Source organism: Kineococcus esterisolvens, assembly GCF_050871405.1.
GTDB lineage: Bacteria > Actinomycetota > Actinomycetes > Actinomycetales > Kineococcaceae > Kineococcus.
In genome coordinates this window covers 1-16,636 of record NZ_JBJLRI010000015.1, presented here as the reverse complement: position 1 = coordinate 16,636, position 16,636 = coordinate 1, and the positions used below count along the sequence as shown (strand labels likewise).

At 74.3% G+C, this 16,636-nt stretch carries 11 protein-coding genes and 1 pseudogene; 6 read left to right on the top strand and 6 right to left on the bottom strand.

The genetic code is table 11. The features are described from left to right. Positions 1–2: 2 nt before the first annotated feature. The 3 genes from ACRYR8_RS07340 to ACRYR8_RS07330 form a co-directional block, all read right to left on the bottom strand. Positions 3–350, bottom strand: a complete 348-nt coding sequence (locus ACRYR8_RS07340; protein WP_242127858.1) for a molybdopterin oxidoreductase — start codon at positions 348–350, stop codon at positions 3–5. Positions 351–397: 47 nt separating this feature from the next. Further along, positions 398–1,789, bottom strand: a complete 1,392-nt coding sequence (locus ACRYR8_RS07335; protein ID WP_432483652.1) for an MFS transporter — start codon at positions 1,787–1,789, stop codon at positions 398–400. Between the two features lie 158 nt (positions 1,790–1,947). After that, positions 1,948–5,991, bottom strand: a complete 4,044-nt coding sequence (locus tag ACRYR8_RS07330; RefSeq protein WP_432483650.1) for a bifunctional nitrate reductase/sulfite reductase flavoprotein subunit alpha — start codon at positions 5,989–5,991, stop codon at positions 1,948–1,950. Between the two features lie 229 nt (positions 5,992–6,220). Here ACRYR8_RS07330 and ACRYR8_RS07325 point away from each other — a divergent pair, with 229 nt between their 5' ends. Then, positions 6,221–6,397 carry a hypothetical protein gene (locus ACRYR8_RS07325; RefSeq protein WP_432483648.1) on the top strand — a complete coding sequence of 59 codons (177 nt, stop codon included), beginning with the start codon at positions 6,221–6,223 and terminating at the stop codon, positions 6,395–6,397. A gap of 43 nt (positions 6,398–6,440) precedes the next feature. On the opposite strand, the gene ACRYR8_RS07320 is transcribed toward ACRYR8_RS07325, so the two are convergent. After that, complete coding sequence (locus ACRYR8_RS07320; RefSeq protein WP_432483646.1) at positions 6,441–8,483, bottom strand: aldo/keto reductase; 2,043 nt, start codon at positions 8,481–8,483, stop codon at positions 6,441–6,443. Positions 8,484–8,694: 211 nt separating this feature from the next. On the opposite strand from ACRYR8_RS07320, the gene ilvD reads away from it, so the two are divergent. From ilvD to ilvC, 4 genes are all read left to right on the top strand, one after another. Next, positions 8,695–10,389 (top strand): dihydroxy-acid dehydratase, encoded by a 1,695-nt coding sequence (gene ilvD / locus ACRYR8_RS07315; protein ID WP_432483719.1) that lies wholly within the window; start codon positions 8,695–8,697, stop codon positions 10,387–10,389. A gap of 288 nt (positions 10,390–10,677) precedes the next feature. Beyond that, positions 10,678–12,582 (top strand): acetolactate synthase large subunit, encoded by a 1,905-nt coding sequence (locus tag ACRYR8_RS07310; protein WP_432483644.1) that lies wholly within the window; start codon positions 10,678–10,680, stop codon positions 12,580–12,582. After that, entirely contained in the window at positions 12,582–13,094 is a 513-nt protein-coding gene (ilvN, locus tag ACRYR8_RS07305) for an acetolactate synthase small subunit (RefSeq protein WP_242127871.1), read from the top strand. Before ACRYR8_RS07310 ends, ilvN begins: the two co-directional genes overlap by 1 nt. Positions 13,095–13,137: 43 nt before the next feature. Next, on the top strand, positions 13,138–14,166 hold the full coding sequence (gene ilvC / locus ACRYR8_RS07300) for a ketol-acid reductoisomerase (RefSeq protein ID WP_432483642.1): 1,029 nt from the start codon (positions 13,138–13,140) through the stop codon (positions 14,164–14,166). 66 nt (positions 14,167–14,232) lie between these two features. On the opposite strand, the pseudogene ACRYR8_RS07295 reads toward ilvC, so the two are convergent. Together ACRYR8_RS07295 and ACRYR8_RS07290 are read right to left on the bottom strand one after the other, a co-directional pair. Continuing rightward, positions 14,233–15,186 (bottom strand): annotated as a pseudogene (locus ACRYR8_RS07295) (glycoside hydrolase family 43 protein); the annotation flags it as partial. Between the two features lie 42 nt (positions 15,187–15,228). Beyond that, entirely contained in the window at positions 15,229–16,194 is a 966-nt protein-coding gene (locus tag ACRYR8_RS07290) for an asparaginase (RefSeq protein ID WP_432483640.1), read from the bottom strand. 71 nt (positions 16,195–16,265) lie between these two features. Between ACRYR8_RS07290 and ACRYR8_RS07285 the strand changes: the two genes are divergently transcribed. Beyond that, positions 16,266–16,499, top strand: a complete 234-nt coding sequence (locus ACRYR8_RS07285) for a hypothetical protein (protein WP_432483638.1) — start codon at positions 16,266–16,268, stop codon at positions 16,497–16,499. Positions 16,500–16,636 lie beyond the last annotated feature (137 nt).

Here is a 16,636-nt window from a genome sequence, read left to right as displayed (position 1 = left end):
GATCAGACCTCCACGAGTCCGAAGTCGACGACGACGGTGCCGCTGACGCCCTCCGGCGCCGCGACACGCAGTTCCAGGGTGGCGGGCGCCTCGACGTCCTCCACGATGCGCAGCGGGACGTGCACGGACGACCTCGCTCCCACGGGGAACCAGCGCATGGCCACCCCGTCGCGCAGCAGGACCACGCTGATCAGCTCGTCGCAGGAGTTGCCCGCACGCAGGTACACGGGCTGCGCGCGCACGCCGTCCGGCACCGTGTAGGAGGGTGCGCCCTCCAGCGCGCTGGGCTTCTCCAGCCCTGCGCCGGTGAAGGGGTGCGCGCCCTGCAGGAATCGGGGGGTGGAGCTCACGGGGGGTCCTCCTGGTGGTCCGGTCTGGGTCCTGGCCGGGCGGGACGTCAGATGCTGCTGCCGGCGAAGCGGGTGGCGCGGCCGTGCACGTAGACGACCGCGGTGACGACGCCGCAGACGGCGTAGAAGGCGATGAAGCCGGTGAGGGCGGGGGCCAGCGAGCCGGTGTTCGTGATGGAGGTGGCGAACACGCGCGGAATGATGAACCCGCCGTAGGCGCCGATGCCGGCGGCGATGCCGATGCACGCCGCGGCCTCGCGCTTGGCCAGAGTCAGCGCCGCGGTGTCGCCCGGGGTGATCCCGGCGCGGAACACCGCGGGGATCATCCGGTAGACCGAGCCGTTGCCCATGCCGCTGGCGACGAACAGCACGAGGAACGAGCCGAAGAACAGCGCGAAGCTGCCGATGCTCAGCGCCGCGACGACGCCGATCGCCCCGGCGGCCATGACGGCGTAGGCGCCGATGCTGACGGCGGCACCGGACACCCTGTCGGACAGGCGGCCCCCGTACGGGCGGGCGAGCGATCCGACGAGGGCGCCGATGAACGCCAGGGTCAGCGGCACGGCCGGCAGGCCGATGAAGCCCCAGTCGAAGGAGACCTCGGGGAACTCGCGCTGGATGAGCGTGGGGAACACCCCGGCGTAGCCGATGAACGAGCCGAAGGTGCCGATGTACAGGAAGGAGATGATCCACGTGTGCTTGTTGCGCACGGCGGCCGCGTAACCGGCGAAGTCGGCCTTCGCGGCGGACAGGTTGTCCATGGACCGCCACGCCAGCACCGCGGCGAGCACCGCCAGGGGGATGATCACCAGCCCGGCGCGCTCCAGGGCCAGCCCGCCGCCGATGACGACGATGATCGGCACGGTGAGCTGGACCACGGCGACGCCGAGGTTCCCGCCGGCCGCGTTGAGGCCGAGGGCGGCGCCCTTCTCCCGCTCGGGGAAGAAGAAGGAGATGTTCGCCATGCTGCTGGCGAAGTTGCCGCCGCCGACGCCGGCGGTCGCGGCCACGAGCACCATGACCCAGAACGGTGTCTGCGGGTTCTGCACGACGACCACCAGGCCGGCGCAGGGGACGATCAGCAGCAGCGCCGAGACGATCGTCCAGTTGCGCCCGCCGAAGCGCGGCACGGCGAAGGTGTACGGGAAGCGCAGCGTGGCGCCCACCAGGTTGGGGACGGCGATCAGCCAGAACATCTGGTCGGCGGTCAGCGAGAAGCCCGCGCCGTTCAGCGACGGCGTGACGATCGTCCACAGCTGCCAGACGGAGAAGCCGAGGAACTCGGCGAAGATGGACAGCCGCAGGTTGCGCCGTGCGGCGGGACGGCCCGTGGACTCCCACTGGGCGCGGTCCTCGGGGTCGTAGTGGTCGATCCACCGGCCGGGACGGGGCCGCGGGATCGTGCCGAGCGCCGGGTCGCGCTCCTCGGTGACGGCCATGTGCTGACTCCTCGCTGGGGTCGGGTCGTGGCACCGACGGTAGGCAGGGCGTGTTACCGGCCTCGTTCACCCGTGTTTCGCGGGCGACACGTTGTCCTCACCCCCCGGACCCGCTGCTGTGAGGCCGCGCGGTGGACGCCGCCCCGGTGGGCGTCCCGTCAGTAGACGTCGCGCAGGTACCGCTTGTCCGCGGCCAGTTCCTTGACGTGGTTGGCGGCCTCCTGGTCGTCCATGCCCCCGTGCACCTCCGCGATCCGCCGCAGCGCGGCGTCGACGTCCTTGGCCATCCGGGTCGCGTCGCCGCACACGTAGAGCGAGGCGCCCTCCCGCAGCCACGCCCACAGCTGCTCACCGTGCTGCAGCATGCGGTCCTGCACGTAGACCTTCTCGTCCTGGTCGCGCGAGAACGCCAGCGTCAGCCGGGTGAGGAAGCCGTCCTCGCGCATGCCCTCCAGCTCCTCGCGGTAGTAGTAGTCCGTCGCGGAGCGCCGCTCGCCGAAGAAGAGCCAGTTGCGACCGGTGTGCCCCAGAGCGCGCCGCTCGTGCAGGAAGGCCCGGAACGGCGCCACGCCCGTGCCCGGGCCCACCATGATCATCGGAGTGCCGGGGTCGGACGGCGGGCGGAAGGAGGTGGCCGGCTGCACGAAGACCGGCACCCGCTCGCCCTCGCGGCAGCGGTCCGCCAGGAACGTCGAGCACAGCCCGCCGCGCTCACCGCCGTCGACCTCGTAGCGCACCACGCCCACCGTCAGCTGGACCTCGTGCGGATCCACCAGCGGCGAGGAGGAGATCGAGTACTGCCGCGGCTGCAGCCGCTTCAGGACCGCCGCCCACTCCTCGCCGTCGGCGCGGGCGGGGAAGCGGGCCAGCACGTCGGCGACCGAGCGCCCGTGCAGCCAGGCGCGCAGCTCCCCGGCGCGCTCCGGGGCGAGCAGCCCGCCGAGCTGGCCGGTGCGGGTGCGGGCGGCGACCAGCCGCAGCAGGTCCGGGCCCACCCGCCGCAGGTCCAGGTGCCGGGTGGCGGCCTCCCGCCAACTGGTCCCGCCGACGCCCTCCAGGTGCACCGCGCCGTCGGCGGGCAGGCCGGTGGCGCGCAGGAAGTCCCGCACGTCCGCCTCGTCGTTGACGGCCCACACCCCCAGCGCGTCGCCGGCCCGGTAGGTCACGTCCTCCGGCAGGGCGAAGCCGAAGCGGCGCACCTCCTTGCCGGAGGACGGCGCGGTCAGGCGCTCGTTGCGCACCAGCGGTGCGGGGACCGGCGCGCTGCGGCTCCCGCCGCGCGCCGGCCGGACCGCCGGCGCGGGGTCGGTGCCCACCCGGGGGGCGGGGACGGTGGCGGGGGCCTGCGCGGGCGGTCCCAGCCGTTCCAGGACCGCGCGGAACCAGCGCTCGGCCTTGTCCTCCTCGCCGGGCTCGCAGTCGGCGCGCTCGGCGAGGCGCGCCGCCCCCAGCTCCTCCAGGCGCTCGTCCAGCCGCCGCCCGTGCCCGCAGAAGTCGGCGTAGCTGGAGTCGCCCATGGCGAGCACGGCGAACCGGGTCGACTCCAGCCGGGGGGCGTCGGACGCGCTCAGCGCCGACCACAGGGCGGCGCCGTTGTCGGGGGCGTCGCCGTCGCCGAAGGTGCTGGTGACCACCAGGACGGTGCCCGCCCGCGCCACGGACCCGGGGTCGGCGGTGTCCATCCCGCGGAGGTCCACGGCGTACCCGCCGGCGCGCAGCTGCTCCGCGAAGGCCGCGGCGCGCTCCTCGGCGCCGCCCGTCTGCGAGGCCCACAGCACGGTCACGCGGTGCCCGGCCGGCTCCTGGACCGCACGCTCCGGCGCGCGCGAGAACATCCCCGCCAGCACCCCGTCCACCCAGGTGCGGGTGCGGTCGTCGAACGGCGCGGTCGGCGGGAGCACCGGCACGCCCGTGACCCCCTCCTGCCGGCGCCCCCACAGCAGGCCGTCGAGGTAGGTGCGCTGCACCTCGTCCAGCACCGGTGCCGCCCCCGCGGCGAGGAGGGCGGGCTCGTCCCCGTGCCCGGCCGCCGCGGGAGCGGCCGGCGGCGGCCCCACCCGGGTCAGGCGCACCGCGCACGCTTTGAACTCCGGCTGGAACGAGACCGGGTCCACCGCGTCGTTCGTCACGGCGTTGACGGCGAGGTACTCGCCGTGCGAGTCGTTCCAGTGGAACGGCGCGAAGCAGGTCCCCGGCTGCACACGGTCGCTGACCCGAGCGGGCAGGACGGCCCGCCCGCGCCGGGAGGCCAGCTCGACGAGGTCGCCCTCGGCGGCGCCCAGGGCGCTCGCGTCCTGCGGGTGCAGCTCCAGGAACGGCGCGGGGTTCAGCTTCGTCAGCTTGGCGACCTTCCCCGTCTTCGTCATGGTGTGCCACTGGTGCGGGAGCCGGCCGGTGGTCAGCAGGAAGGGGTGGTCCTCGTCGGGCAGCTCGGCGGGGTCCACGTGGGGACGGGCGTGGAACTGCGCCCGCCCGTTCGGGGTGGCGAAGCGGAAGCCGTCACCGTCGCGGTACCGCACCGGGTTGCGCCGCCCCTCGTCGCCGGGCGGGCTGGGCCACTGCGCCGGCCCGCCGCGCAGCTTGGCGTGGTCGATGCCGCGCAGGTCGTAACCGGTCGCCGGGTTCGCGAAGCGGCGGATCTCCTCGAACACCTCCTCGGCGGAGTCGTGCGCGAACGCCTCGCCGTACCCGAGCGCGGTGGCGACCATCGCGATGAGCTTCCAGTCGGGCAGCGCGTCGCCGGGTGCGTCCACTGCCTGCGGCAGCAGCGTGAGGGTGCGCTCGGAGTTCACGGTGACGTACGTGGACTCCGCCCACAGCGCCGCCGGCAGCAGCACGTCGGCGTAGGCGGTGGTCTCGGTGTCGGCGAAGGCGTCCTGGCAGATGACCAGGTCGGCGGCCTCCAGGCCCTCGATGACGGTGCGGCGGTTGGCGACCGAGGCGACCGGGTTGGTGCACACGATCCAGCACGCCTTGACCTCCCCGGCGGCCATCCGCTCGAAGACGTCGATCGTGCCGGTCCCGGCGTCCGGGCGGATCGTGCCGCGCGGCAGGCCCCACACGTCCTCGGTGAACGCCCGGTCCTCCTCGACGAGCACGGAGCGCTGCCCGGGCAGGCCCGGGCCCATGTACCCCATCTCCCGGCCGCCCATCGCGTTCGGCTGGCCGGTCAGGGAGAACGGCCCGCTGCCGCGCCGGCCGATGGCGCCGGTGGCCAGGTGCAGGTTGCACAGGGCGTTGGTGTTCCACGTGCCGTGGGTGCTCTGGTTCAGCCCCATCGTCCAGCACGACATCCACTCGCCGGCCTCGCCGATCCAGCGGGCGGCGGTGCGCAGGTCCTCCTCGGGCACCCCGGTGACCGCGCTGACGGCGGCGGGGGAGTAGTCGGCGAGCATCGCCTCGACGGCGTCCCAGCCGTCGGTCCACCTCTCGATGAACCCGGTGTCGACGTGACCGGCCCGGACGAGCAGGTGCAGCAGTCCGTTGAGCAGCGCCAGGTCGGTGCCGGGGCGGATCTGCAGGAACAGGTCGGCGCGCTCGGCGGTGGCCGTGCGGCGCGGGTCCACCACGATCAGCTTCGCACCCGCCTTGAGGCGGTCCGCCATGCGCAGGAAGAGGATCGGGTGGCAGTCGGCCATGTTGGCGCCCGTGACCAGGAAGACGTCGGCGTGGTCGAAGTCGTCGTAGGAGCCCGGCGGGCCGTCGGAACCCAGGGAGGACTTGTAGCCGGCCCCGGCGCTGGCCATGCACAGCCGCGAGTTCGACTCGAGGTGGCGGGTGCGCAGGTACCCCTTGGCGAGCTTGGTCGCCAGGTACTGCGCCTCCAGCGACATCTGCCCCGACACGTACAGGGCGACCGCGTCCGGGCCGTGCTCCTCGACGATCGCCCGCAGCCGCGCCGCGGTCCGCTCGACCACCTCGTCCAGGCGCGCGGCGACCGGTTGCGTGCCGCGCTCGGGGCGCACCTGCGCACGCTCCAGGCGCCCGCCGGCCCGCATGAAGTCCGCGCTGGTGGCGCCCTTGGTGCACAGCCGCCCCCGGTTGGCGGGGTGCTCGGGGTCCCCGCTGACGCCCTGGACCACCCGGCGCCCGGTGGTCGCGTCGGTACCGACCTGCAAGAGCATCCCGCAGCCCACGCCGCAGTACGAGCAGGAGGTGCGGACCGTCCGCCGGGAGGCGTCGGCGGGGATCTCGGGCGCCATGCACTCAGCACAGCCCACGCGTGTTTCCGGATCGTTTCCCGGCCGTCACGCCGGCGCTGCCTCGTCCTCTCAGCGCCGGCGCAGGCCCGTGAGCACCGGGGCGCCCGTCCCGGCGGTAGGATGCGCCCCGCCTGAGCCCGCCCGCCGCGCCAGGCCACCCACCCCGCCGGCCGCCCGGCCCGCGGGGACGCACGCCCGGGCCGGCGCACCGGGGCGAGGAGAGGCACCGATGGACGAGCTCACCCTGCTGCAGGTCAGCCACCGCTACGACGTGGACGTGGCCACCCTGCACCAGCTCGTCGGCCGGCGGCTGCTGCCGGCGCCGACGTGGACCGACGGCCGGCTGGGCTGGCGGGCCGAGGACGTCCGCGAGCCGCTGCGCGGGCTGGGGCTGACCCGCCGTTGACCCACTGCTGACCCGCCGCTGACCCGCTGCTGCTGCCCCCGCCTCAGTCGTCGCGCAGGTCCAGCCGGGCCACCTGCGCCTCGTCCAGCTGCACGCCGAGCCCGGCCGTCGACGCGCGCAGCTCGTCGACGCTGCGCGGTCCCACGACGGGGAACGTGGGGAACGGCTGGGCCAGCACGAACGCCAGCGCCACCGCGGTCGCCGGCACGCCCAGCTGCGCCGCCAGCTCCTCCGCCCGCCGCTTGCGCTCGAAGTTGGCGTCGCTGTAGTAGCAGCGCACCAGGTCGGCGTCGCGGCGGTCGGCCGGGTCGGCGCGGGCGAAGAAGCCGCGGGCCTGGGAGGACCACGGCAGCAGCGGCACCTGCCGCTCGGTCAGCCAGCGCTTGGAGGCCGCGTCGGTGACGTGCCGGCACCCGGCCCAGGGGACGTCCAGCGCCTCGGCCAGGCCGAAGTGGTTGCTGAGCACCGAGAAACCCCGCTTGCCGTTCGCGGCGGCCCACGCGTTCGCCTCGTCGAAGCGCTCCGTCGTCCAGTTGGAGACGCCGAACACCCCGATGCGCCCGGCGTCGGCGTGCTCGTTGAGCACGTCGACGAACTCGCCCACCGGCACGTCGGGGTTGTCGCGGTGCAGCAGGTACAGCTCGGCGCGCTCGCGCTGCTGGTTCTCCAGCGACTCCAGCAGCTGCCACGTCATGCCCTGCGGGGTGCACTCGGGGGTGTGCCCGCCCTTGGCGACGACGACGGCCTCGGAGTGCAGCCCGCGGTTGGTCAGCCACTGCCCCAGCAGCTTCTCGAAGCGGCCCCGCCCGTACCACCAGGACGTGTCGAACGTCGTCCCGCCGGCCTCCCAGAACGCGTCGAACAGCGCGGAGGCGTGCGCCAGGTCGGGCTGGTTGTCCACGCCCATGACGATGCGGGACAGGGGTTTTCCCAGCCCGGGGACCACCCCGTAGCGCATCGGGTTCGGGGAGGCGACGCGCAGCGGCAGACCGGAGGCGGTCGGGATCGCGGCGGTGTCGCGCTCGAACGGGTAGCGCACGCCGACCGCCGCGCGCCAGCGGTCCAGGACCGCGGAGGTGGCCAGGGAGTCGTCCAGGGAGTGCTCGGCGGCGCCGGCCGAGACGTCCTCGCCGCGGCGGGCGGCCTCCACCAGCCGTGCCAGCGCCGCCGCCTCGGCGGCGTAGGGCAGGTGCCCCTCGGTCCCGGGGCCGAACGTGAGGACCTGCTCGGGTTCGCCCGCGCGGCGCACCACGATCCCGGTGCCGGCCCCGATCGCCCACGGGTCGGCCAGGTGGATCGAGCCGGCCGTGCCGTGCACGGCCACCGCAGGTGGTTCGGCCAGCCGCACCCCGGTGCGCACCGTCGCGGTGACACCGCCGTCGGCGCCGCCGTCGACACCGCCGTCGAACTCCAGGGCGGCCACCGCCCACTCGTCCACGCCCGTGGTCCCGACGGTCCCGCCGCCGCGCAGGGAGGTCAGCACCGCCGGCCGCCCCAGCGCGGCGCCGGCCACCGCCCGCGCCATCGTGACGGGGTAGCCGCCCACGTCGAGGACGCCGCCGCCGGCCAGGTCCGCGTCGAAGAGGCGGCCGGTGGGGGAGGCGGCGGCGAAGGAGAAGCTCGCGTCGACGTGCAGCACCCGCCCCACGGCGCCGGATCGCACCAGGTCCAGCAGGGCGCGCTGCTGCGGGTGGAAGGCGTACATGTACGCCTCCAGGAGCACGCTGCCGCTGGTGCGCGCGGCGTCCACGACGGCCATGGCGGTGCCGTGGTTCGGGGCCAGCGGCTTCTCGCACAGCACGTGCTTGCCGGCGCGCAGCGCAGCGATCGCCAGCCGGGCGTGGGTGGTGTGCACGGTGGCGACGTAGACGGCCTCGACGTCCGGGTCGGCCAGGACCTCGGCGTGGGTGCCGGTGCGCGCGCCGGGGGCGACCTCGTCGGCGAACGCGCGCGCCCGCTCGGCGGCGGAACTGCCGACGGCGACGATCCCGCCGGCCCCGGAGGAGGGCAGCTGGGAGGCGAAGCGGCGGGCGATGGAGCCGGGGCCGAGCACGGCCCAGCGCAGGGGAGCAGCAGGGGGCGTCACGGGACGCTCCTTCGCGGTCGTGGGGGATCACCGTGATCGGCCACGGCGGCTCCGGGAGCCTAGGGACGCGCCGCGCGGACGGTCAACGCCCCGCGCCGCCGCGCCCGGGAGCGCCCGGGAGCGCCCGGGGGCGCTCGGGACCTAGGATCCCGGGGTGAGCACCGACACCCCCGCGAACGCCCCCGCAGCGCAGCCGGACGGTCCCGCCGCGGTGCCCGGCGTCGACATCAAGCCCCGAAGCCGCCAGGTGACCGACGGCCTGGGGGCCACGGCCTCGCGCGGCATGCTCCGCGCGGTCGGCATGGGCGACGACGACTGGGTCAAGCCCCAGATCGGCGTCGCCTCCAGCTGGAACGAGATCACCCCCTGCAACCTCTCCCTGGACCGGCTGGCCAAGGCCGTCAAGGACGGCGTGCACGCCGCGAAGGGGTACCCGCTGGAGTTCGGCACGATCTCCGTCTCCGACGGCATCTCCATGGGCCACGAGGGGATGCACTACTCCCTGGTCAGCCGCGAGGTCATCGCCGACTCGGTGGAGACGGTGATCAGCGCCGAGCGCCTGGACGGCTCGGTCCTGCTGGCCGGCTGCGACAAGTCCCTGCCCGGCATGCTCATGGCCGCCGCCCGCCTGGACCTGGCCAGCGTGTTCCTCTACGCCGGCACGATCCTGCCGGGGCGCGCGAAGCTGTCCGACGGCAGCGAGCACGAGGTCACCCTCATCGACGCCTTCGAGGCCGTGGGCGCGTGCGCGCGCGGGCTGATGTCCCGCGAGGACGTCGACGTCATCGAGCGCGCCATCTGCCCGGGCGAGGGTGCCTGCGGCGGGATGTACACCGCCAACACCATGGCGGCCGCGGCGGAGGCGCTGGGCATGTCGCTGCCGGGCAGCGCGGCCCCGCCGGCCACGGACCGGCGCCGCGACGGCTTCGCCCGCCGTTCCGGCGAGGCCGTGGTGAACCTGCTGGCCAAGGGGATCACCGCGCGGCAGGTCATGACGAAGGAGGCGTTCGAGAACGCCATCGCCGTCGTCATGGCGCTGGGCGGCTCGACGAACGCGGTCCTGCACCTGCTGGCCATCGCCTACGAGGCCGAGGTGGACCTGACGCTGGCCGACTTCGACCGGATCGCGGGGGAGGTGCCGCACCTGGGCGACCTCAAGCCGTTCGGCAAGCACGTCATGGTCGACGTGGACCGCATCGGCGGCATCCCGGTGGTCATGCGCGCGCTGCTGGACGCCGGGCTGCTGCACGGCGACACCCTGACCGTCACGGGCCGGACGATGGCGGAGAACCTCGCCGAGATCTCCCCGCCGGACGTGGACGGCGTGGTGCTGCGGGCGCTGGACGACCCGATCCACCGGACCGGCGGCATCACGGTCCTGTCGGGCAACCTCGCCCCGGGCGGTGCGGTCGTCAAGAGCGCCGGGTTCGACTCGGAGGTCTTCGAGGGCACCGCGCGGGTCTTCGAGCGCGAGCGCGCGGCGCTGGACGCGCTGGAGGACGGCACGATCGGCGCGGGCGACGTCGTCGTGATCCGCTACGAGGGCCCCAAGGGCGGCCCCGGCATGCGCGAGATGCTCGCGATCACCGGTGCGATCAAGGGTGCGGGGCTGGGCAAGGACGTGCTGCTCATGACCGACGGGCGCTTCTCCGGCGGCACCACGGGCCTGTGCGTGGGGCACGTGGCGCCCGAGGCCGTCGACGGCGGGCCGATCGCGTTCGTGCGCGACGGCGACCGCATCCGGCTGGACGTGGCCGCCAAGACGCTGGAGGTCCTGGTCGACGACGCCGAGCTCGCGGCGCGCCGGGAGGGCTGGGAGCCGCTGCCCCCCGTCTTCACGCGCGGCGTGCTGGCCAAGTACGCCAAGCAGGTGCGCTCGGCGTCCGTGGGCGCAGTCTGCACGTGAGCCGCCGCGGGGGCGACCCTGTCCAGCACGTGGACCACGTGTCCACGATGCGAGACGGGGCGCCCCGCCGGCTGACACCGCCGGGGTGGGCGACTACCGTGCTGCTCATGCGGTTCCTCGTAGCCATCGGACAGCGCGCCCGCTGAGGTCGACGACGATCGACCCGCCGAGCGCGCGACCCCTCACCCACCTCGCGGCGGAGGGGTCTTTTCGCGTCCGGCGCACCGAGCGGCCGGTCGCGTCCGACGACTGCAGGACCCGAGCCGCACCGCCGAGGAGGACTCCGAGATGGCCCACGAGCCGATCAGCGCCCCGCAGACCAGCACCCAGCAGGCCGGCGAGCACAGCCGCAGCGGCCTGCCCCTGGACCCCACGCTCCCCGTCGCGTCGCTCACCGGCGCGCAGAGCCTGGTCCGCTCCCTCGAGGCGGTAGGGGTCGAGGTCGTCTTCGGCATCCCCGGCGGCGCGATCCTGCCCGCGTACGACCCGCTGATGGACTCCCCGCACGTGCGGCACATCCTCGTGCGCCACGAGCAGGGCGCCGGCCACGCGGCCGAGGGGTACGCGGTGGCCACCGGCAAGGTCGGCGTCTGCATGGCGACCTCCGGCCCCGGCGCGACGAACCTCGTCACCCCGATCGCCGACGCCAACATGGACTCCGTCCCGATGGTGGCGATCACCGGTCAGGTGGCCGCGGCGGCGATCGGCACGGACGCCTTCCAGGAAGCCGACATCGCCGGGATCACCATCCCGATCACCAAGCACAACTACCTCGTGACCGACCCCGCGGAGATCCCGCGCGTGATCGCCGAGGCGTTCCACGTCGCCGGCACCGGCCGCCCCGGCCCGGTGCTCGTGGACATCGCCAAGTCCGCCCTGCAGGCGCGCACCTCCTTCGAGTGGCCCACCTCGGTGGACCTGCCCGGCTACCGCCCCGTGGTCCGCCCGCACGGCAAGCAGGTCAAGGAGGCCGCGCGCCTCATCGCGGCCGCCCAGCGGCCCGTGCTCTACGTCGGCGGCGGCGTGATCAAGGCCGACGCCGCGCCCGAGCTGCGCGCCCTGGCGGACCTGACCGGCATCCCCGCCGTGACGACCCTCATGGCCCGCGGCGCGCTGCCCGACTCGCACCCGTCCAACCTGGGCATGCCGGGCATGCACGGCACCGTCGCGGCGGTGGCGGCGCTGCAGAAGTCCGACCTGCTCGTCACCCTGGGCGCGCGCTTCGACGACCGCGTCACCGGCGAGCTGTCCAGCTTCGCGCCCGGCGCCAAGGTCGTCCACGCCGACATCGACCCCGCCGAGATCGGCAAGAACCGGGCGGTCGACGTGCCGATCGTCGGCGACGCCAAGCTCGTCCTGGCGGAGCTGACCACCGCGGTGGCCGCCGAGTTCGAGGCGAACGGCCGCGCCGACATCGGCGCCTGGACCGCCCAGACCGACGCGTGGCGCTCGACCTACCCCCTGGGCTACACCGCGCCGGACGACGGCACCCTCTCGCCGCAGCACGTCATCGAGCGCATCGGCGCCATCGCCGGGCCGGACGCCGTCTACGTCTCCGGCGTGGGGCAGCACCAGATGTGGTCCGCGCAGTTCGTCAAGTACGAGAACCCGCGCACCTGGCTCAACTCCGGTGGCCTGGGAACCATGGGCTACGCGGTGCCGGCGGCCATGGGCGCCAAGGTCGGCCGCCCCGACACCGTCGTGTGGGCCATCGACGGCGACGGCTGCTTCCAGATGACGAACCAGGAGCTGGCCACCTGCACCCTCAACGGGATCCCCGTGAAGGTGGCCGTCATCAACAACTCCAGCCTGGGCATGGTCCGGCAGTGGCAGACGCTCTTCTACTCCGAGCGCTACTCCAACACCGACCTGCACTCCGGCGACCACTCGACGCACTCCGCGCCGGTCCCGGACTTCGTCAAGCTCGCCGACGCCTACGGCTGCGTGGGCCTGCGCTGCGAGCGGCCCGAGGACGTCGACGCGACCATCGAGAAGGCGATGGCGATCAACGACGTGCCCGTGGTGATCGACTTCCGCGTCCACCGCGACGCCATGGTCTGGCCGATGGTCGCCGCCGGCGTCAGCAACGACCAGATCCAGTACGCCCGCGGGCTGTCCCCGGAGTGGGACCGCGAGGCCGACAGCGACGGCGTGTCCAGCGACGACCCCGCCGCGCAGAAGGTGATCTCCTGATGAGCCGCCACACCCTCTCCGTCCTGGTCGAGAACCGGCCGGGTGTCCTGATGCGCATCACCTCGCTGTTCGCGCGCAGGAACTTCAACATCCACTCCCTCACGGTCGGACCGACCGAGCGCAGCGAGATCTCCCGGATGACCATCGTCGTCGACGTGGAGTCGCAGCCCCTGGAGCAGGTGACGAAGCAGCTCAACAAGCTGATCAACGTCTTGAAGATCGTCGAGCTGGAGGACGACGCCTCGGTCCAGCGCGAGCTGCTGCTCGTGAAGGTCCGCGCCGACGCCTCCGTCCGCGGCGAGGTCGTCGACACCGTGGCGCTGTTCCGCGCGCACGTCGTCGACGTCTCCCCGGACGCGGTCACCGTCGAGGCCACGGGCAGCCCCGGCAAGCTGGCCGCGCTGTTGCGGGTGCTGGAACCGTTCGGCATCCGCGAGCTCGTCCAGTCCGGCTCCGTCGCGCTGGCGCGCGGCGGCCGGGCCATCTCCGACCGCGCCCTGCGCTCGGCCTGATCCGTACCACCGACCCGAACGAAACCCGAGGAGAGAACCCCACGTGGCCGAGATGTTCTACGACGACGACGCCGACCTGTCCAAGATCACCGGCAAGAAGGTGGCGGTCCTGGGCTTCGGCAGCCAGGGCCACGCCCACGCCCTGTCGCTGCGCGACTCCGGCGTCGACGTCGTCGTCGGCCTGAAGGAGGGCTCCAAGAGCCGCGCCAAGGCCGAGGAGCAGGGCCTGCAGGTCCTCACCCCGTTCGAGGCCTCCAAGGCCGCCGACGTCATCATGGTCCTGGTGCCGGACCACCTGCAGCGCGGCTTGTACGCCGAGGCGATCGAGCCGAACCTGACCGCCGGCAAGGCGCTGTTCTTCAGCCACGGCTTCAACATCCGCTTCGGCTACATCAAGCCCCCGGCGGACGTCGACGTCGTCATGGTCGCCCCCAAGGGCCCGGGCCACCTGGTGCGCCGCGAGTACGTCGACGGCCGCGGCGTGCCGGTCATCGTCGCGGTGGAGCAGGACGCCACCGGTGGCGCCTGGGACCTCGCCCTGGCCTACGCCAAGGCGATCGGCGGCCTGCGCGCCGGCGGCATCAAGACCACCTTCACCGAGGAGACCGAGACCGACCTGTTCGGTGAGCAGGCCGTGCTGTGCGGCGGCGCCTCCGCGCTGGTGCAGACCGGTTTCGAGGTCCTGACCGAGGCCGGCTACCAGCCGGAGGTCGCGTACTTCGAGTGCCTGCACGAGCTCAAGCTCATCGTCGACCTCATGTACGAGGGCGGCATCGCCAAGCAGCGCTGGAGCGTCTCGGACACCGCCGAGTGGGGCGACTACGTCTCCGGCCCGCGCGTCATCGACGCCTCGGTGAAGGAGCGCATGAAGGAGGTCCTGAAGGACATCCAGGACGGCACCTTCGCCCAGCGCTTCATCGAGGACCAGGACGCCGGCGCGCCGGAGTTCAAGCGCCTGCGCGCCGAGGCCGAGCAGCACCCGATCGAGGCCACCGGCCGCGAGCTGCGCAAGCTCATGGCGTGGGTGAAGTCGGACGACTCCGACTACGTCGAGGGTTCCGCCGCCCGCTGACCCGGTGCGTCCCGTGCCCCCGCGTCCCTCCCGGGACGCGGGGGCACGGTCGTCCCCGGCGCATCAGCCCTGAGGCACCTCGAACGCCGGGGTGCCGTCGGCGTTCCAGGACAGGCGCTGCACCCGCGCGTGCCGGTTCGGGTCGTACAGCGGGTCCTCACCGTGGAAGCCCGGGTAGTCGCGCGCGTGGAAGACGAACAGGTCCGTCACCCCGTCCTCGGCCACCGTGAAGGAGTTGTGGCCCGGGCCGTACCGGTTCACGTCAGCCCGCGTGGCGAACACCGGTTCGGGGTGCTTGCGCCACGAGGCGGCGTCGAGCAGATCGGCGTCCTCGTCGGCGGTCAGCAGACCCACGCAGTACCGCTCGTCGGTGGCGCTGGCGGAGAACGCCACGAAGACGCGGCCGTTGCGCACCAGCACCGCCGGGCCCTCGTTGACCGCGAACCCCTGCACCTCCCACGGCAGGGTCGGCGTCGCGATCCGCACCGGTTCACCGCCCAGGGCGGTCGGGGAGGCCATCGGGGCGATGTACAGGCTGGAGTTCACGTCGATGCCCGGTTCGCGCTGCGCCCACAGGTAGTAGCGCTGCCCGCGGTGCTCGAACGTCGTGGCGTCGAGCTTGAACGAGCCGAACGGGGTGGTGACCTCCTGCGGTTCCCCCCAGCCGGCGGGATCGCGCGGGTCGGCCAGCGACGACTCGATGACGTACATCCGGATGGCGAAGACGTCGTCGGAGTCGCCGGCCGCGAAGTACACGTACCAGCGGCCGTCGATGCGGTGCAGCTCCGGCGCCCACACGTGACCACCCATCCGGCCGCTGGAGGGACGGCGCCACACGACCGTCTCGGGCGCGGTGCGCAGCCCGGCGATCGTGGGCGCCCCCCGCACCACGATGCGGTCGTACTCCGGCACCGAGCCGGTGAAGTAGTACGTCCCGTCCACCGGCGGGGTGATGAACGGGTCGGCGCGCTGCTCCACGAGCAGGTCGGGGGCGGGTGCGCCGCGGGGCGGGGCGGGCGGGGCGTCGGTCAACGTTCCTCCATCGCAGTCGGGCCCCGAAGGCTAGTGGGGCGCTGCACCGCCGCCGCGCCGATGGAACTCCTCGCGCACCCGCTCCGCACCCGCACCGGTGCGCAGCAGGCTCGCCAGCAGCACCCGCGCCTGACCGCTGCGCAGCCGCCCCGACGCCACCGCCCCCGCGGCGGCGAGGTCGTGCCCGCCACCCCCGCCGCCGTACCCGGTGCTCACCGGGCCCTCGGGCACGCGGGTGGTGACCACCACGGCGACGCCCTCGGCGGTGCAGCGGCGCACGGCCCCCACCACGGCGCTCGTGGTGTTGCCCGACCCCAGCGCCTGCAGGACCACCCCGCGCGCCCCGGCCCCGCGGGCGGCGTCCAGCAGCACCCCGTCGCCGCCCGGGGAGGCGGCCACCACGTCCACGCGCGGCCACGGCGCCTCCGTCCACGCCAGCGCCCCGGTGCGCGGCAGCGGCGGGACGGGGGAGGAGAAGGCGTCCAGGTCGGTGGTGTGCCGCTTGGTCAGGCCCGCCGCCGGGTGCACCCGGCCGCCGAACGCGACGAGCACGCCCCGCCCGCGGGAGGCCGCCGCCAGCGCCACGCGCGCCGCGGCGGCCACGTTGGCCGGCCCGTCCGGCTCGGGGTCGTCGGCGGTGCGCTGCGCGCCGGTCAGCACCACGGGGCGCTCGTCGTCGTGGTGCAGGTCGATCAGGTACGCCGTCTCCTCCATCGAGTCCGTGCCGTGCAGCACCACCGCGCCGCTGACCGCCGGGTCGGCCAGCGCTGCCGCGACCACCTCGCGGACCCGGGCGGCGTCTGCCAGCGTCAGCGAGGAGGAGTCCGCGCGCAACGCCTCCACGGTGCGCACCCGCACGCCCGGGGTGAGGCCGGCGAGCAGCTCGACCGCTCCCAGCGAGGGCGTGCTGATCCCGTGCCCGTCGCGGGTGCTGGCGATCGTGCCGCCGGTGGTCACGACGGCGAGGAGGGGGCCGGCGGTCTCGTCGGGGAGCACCCGCCCAGGATGCCCGGCCGGGTGCCCGCGCCGGGGTGCGGGGCAGGGGGGCCGGTGGGAGGCTCACGCGCATGAGCAACCTCAGCGACGACGACATCACCACCACCCCGCTCGGCGCCGGTGGCGGCGGCGACGCCGACTCCGGCGACAGCGACGCCACCCAGGCCGACCCCTCCGGCTCGGACCCCGCGGGCGTGGACGCGGCCGGTGGCGAGGGCGGCGACGCCGACTCCGGCGACAGCGACTCCACCCAGGTCGACCCCTCCGGCTCCGACCCGGCCGGTTCCGACGCCTCCGGGAGCTGACGTGACGCTGGCTCCACCCCGGCCCGGGGGGGGGGGGGGGGGGGGGGGGGGGGGGGGGGGGGGGGGGGGGGGGGGGGGGGGGGGGGGGGGGGGGGGGGGGGGTCGGGGGGCGGGCGCGGGTATGTGACGCCTAGGAC

Coding starts and splice junctions, on each gene's coding strand:
- ACRYR8_RS07310 (WP_432483644.1), top strand. CDS start 10,678: ATGGCCCACGAGCCGATCAGCGCCCCGCAGACCAGCACCCAGCAGGCC.
- ilvN (WP_242127871.1), top strand. CDS start 12,582: ATGAGCCGCCACACCCTCTCCGTCCTGGTCGAGAACCGGCCGGGTGTC.
- ACRYR8_RS07325 (WP_432483648.1), top strand. CDS start 6,221: ATGGACGAGCTCACCCTGCTGCAGGTCAGCCACCGCTACGACGTGGAC.
- ACRYR8_RS07335 (WP_432483652.1), bottom strand. CDS start 1,789: ATGGCCGTCACCGAGGAGCGCGACCCGGCGCTCGGCACGATCCCGCGG.
- ACRYR8_RS07285 (WP_432483638.1), top strand. CDS start 16,266: ATGAGCAACCTCAGCGACGACGACATCACCACCACCCCGCTCGGCGCC.
- ACRYR8_RS07330 (WP_432483650.1), bottom strand. CDS start 5,991: ATGGCGCCCGAGATCCCCGCCGACGCCTCCCGGCGGACGGTCCGCACC.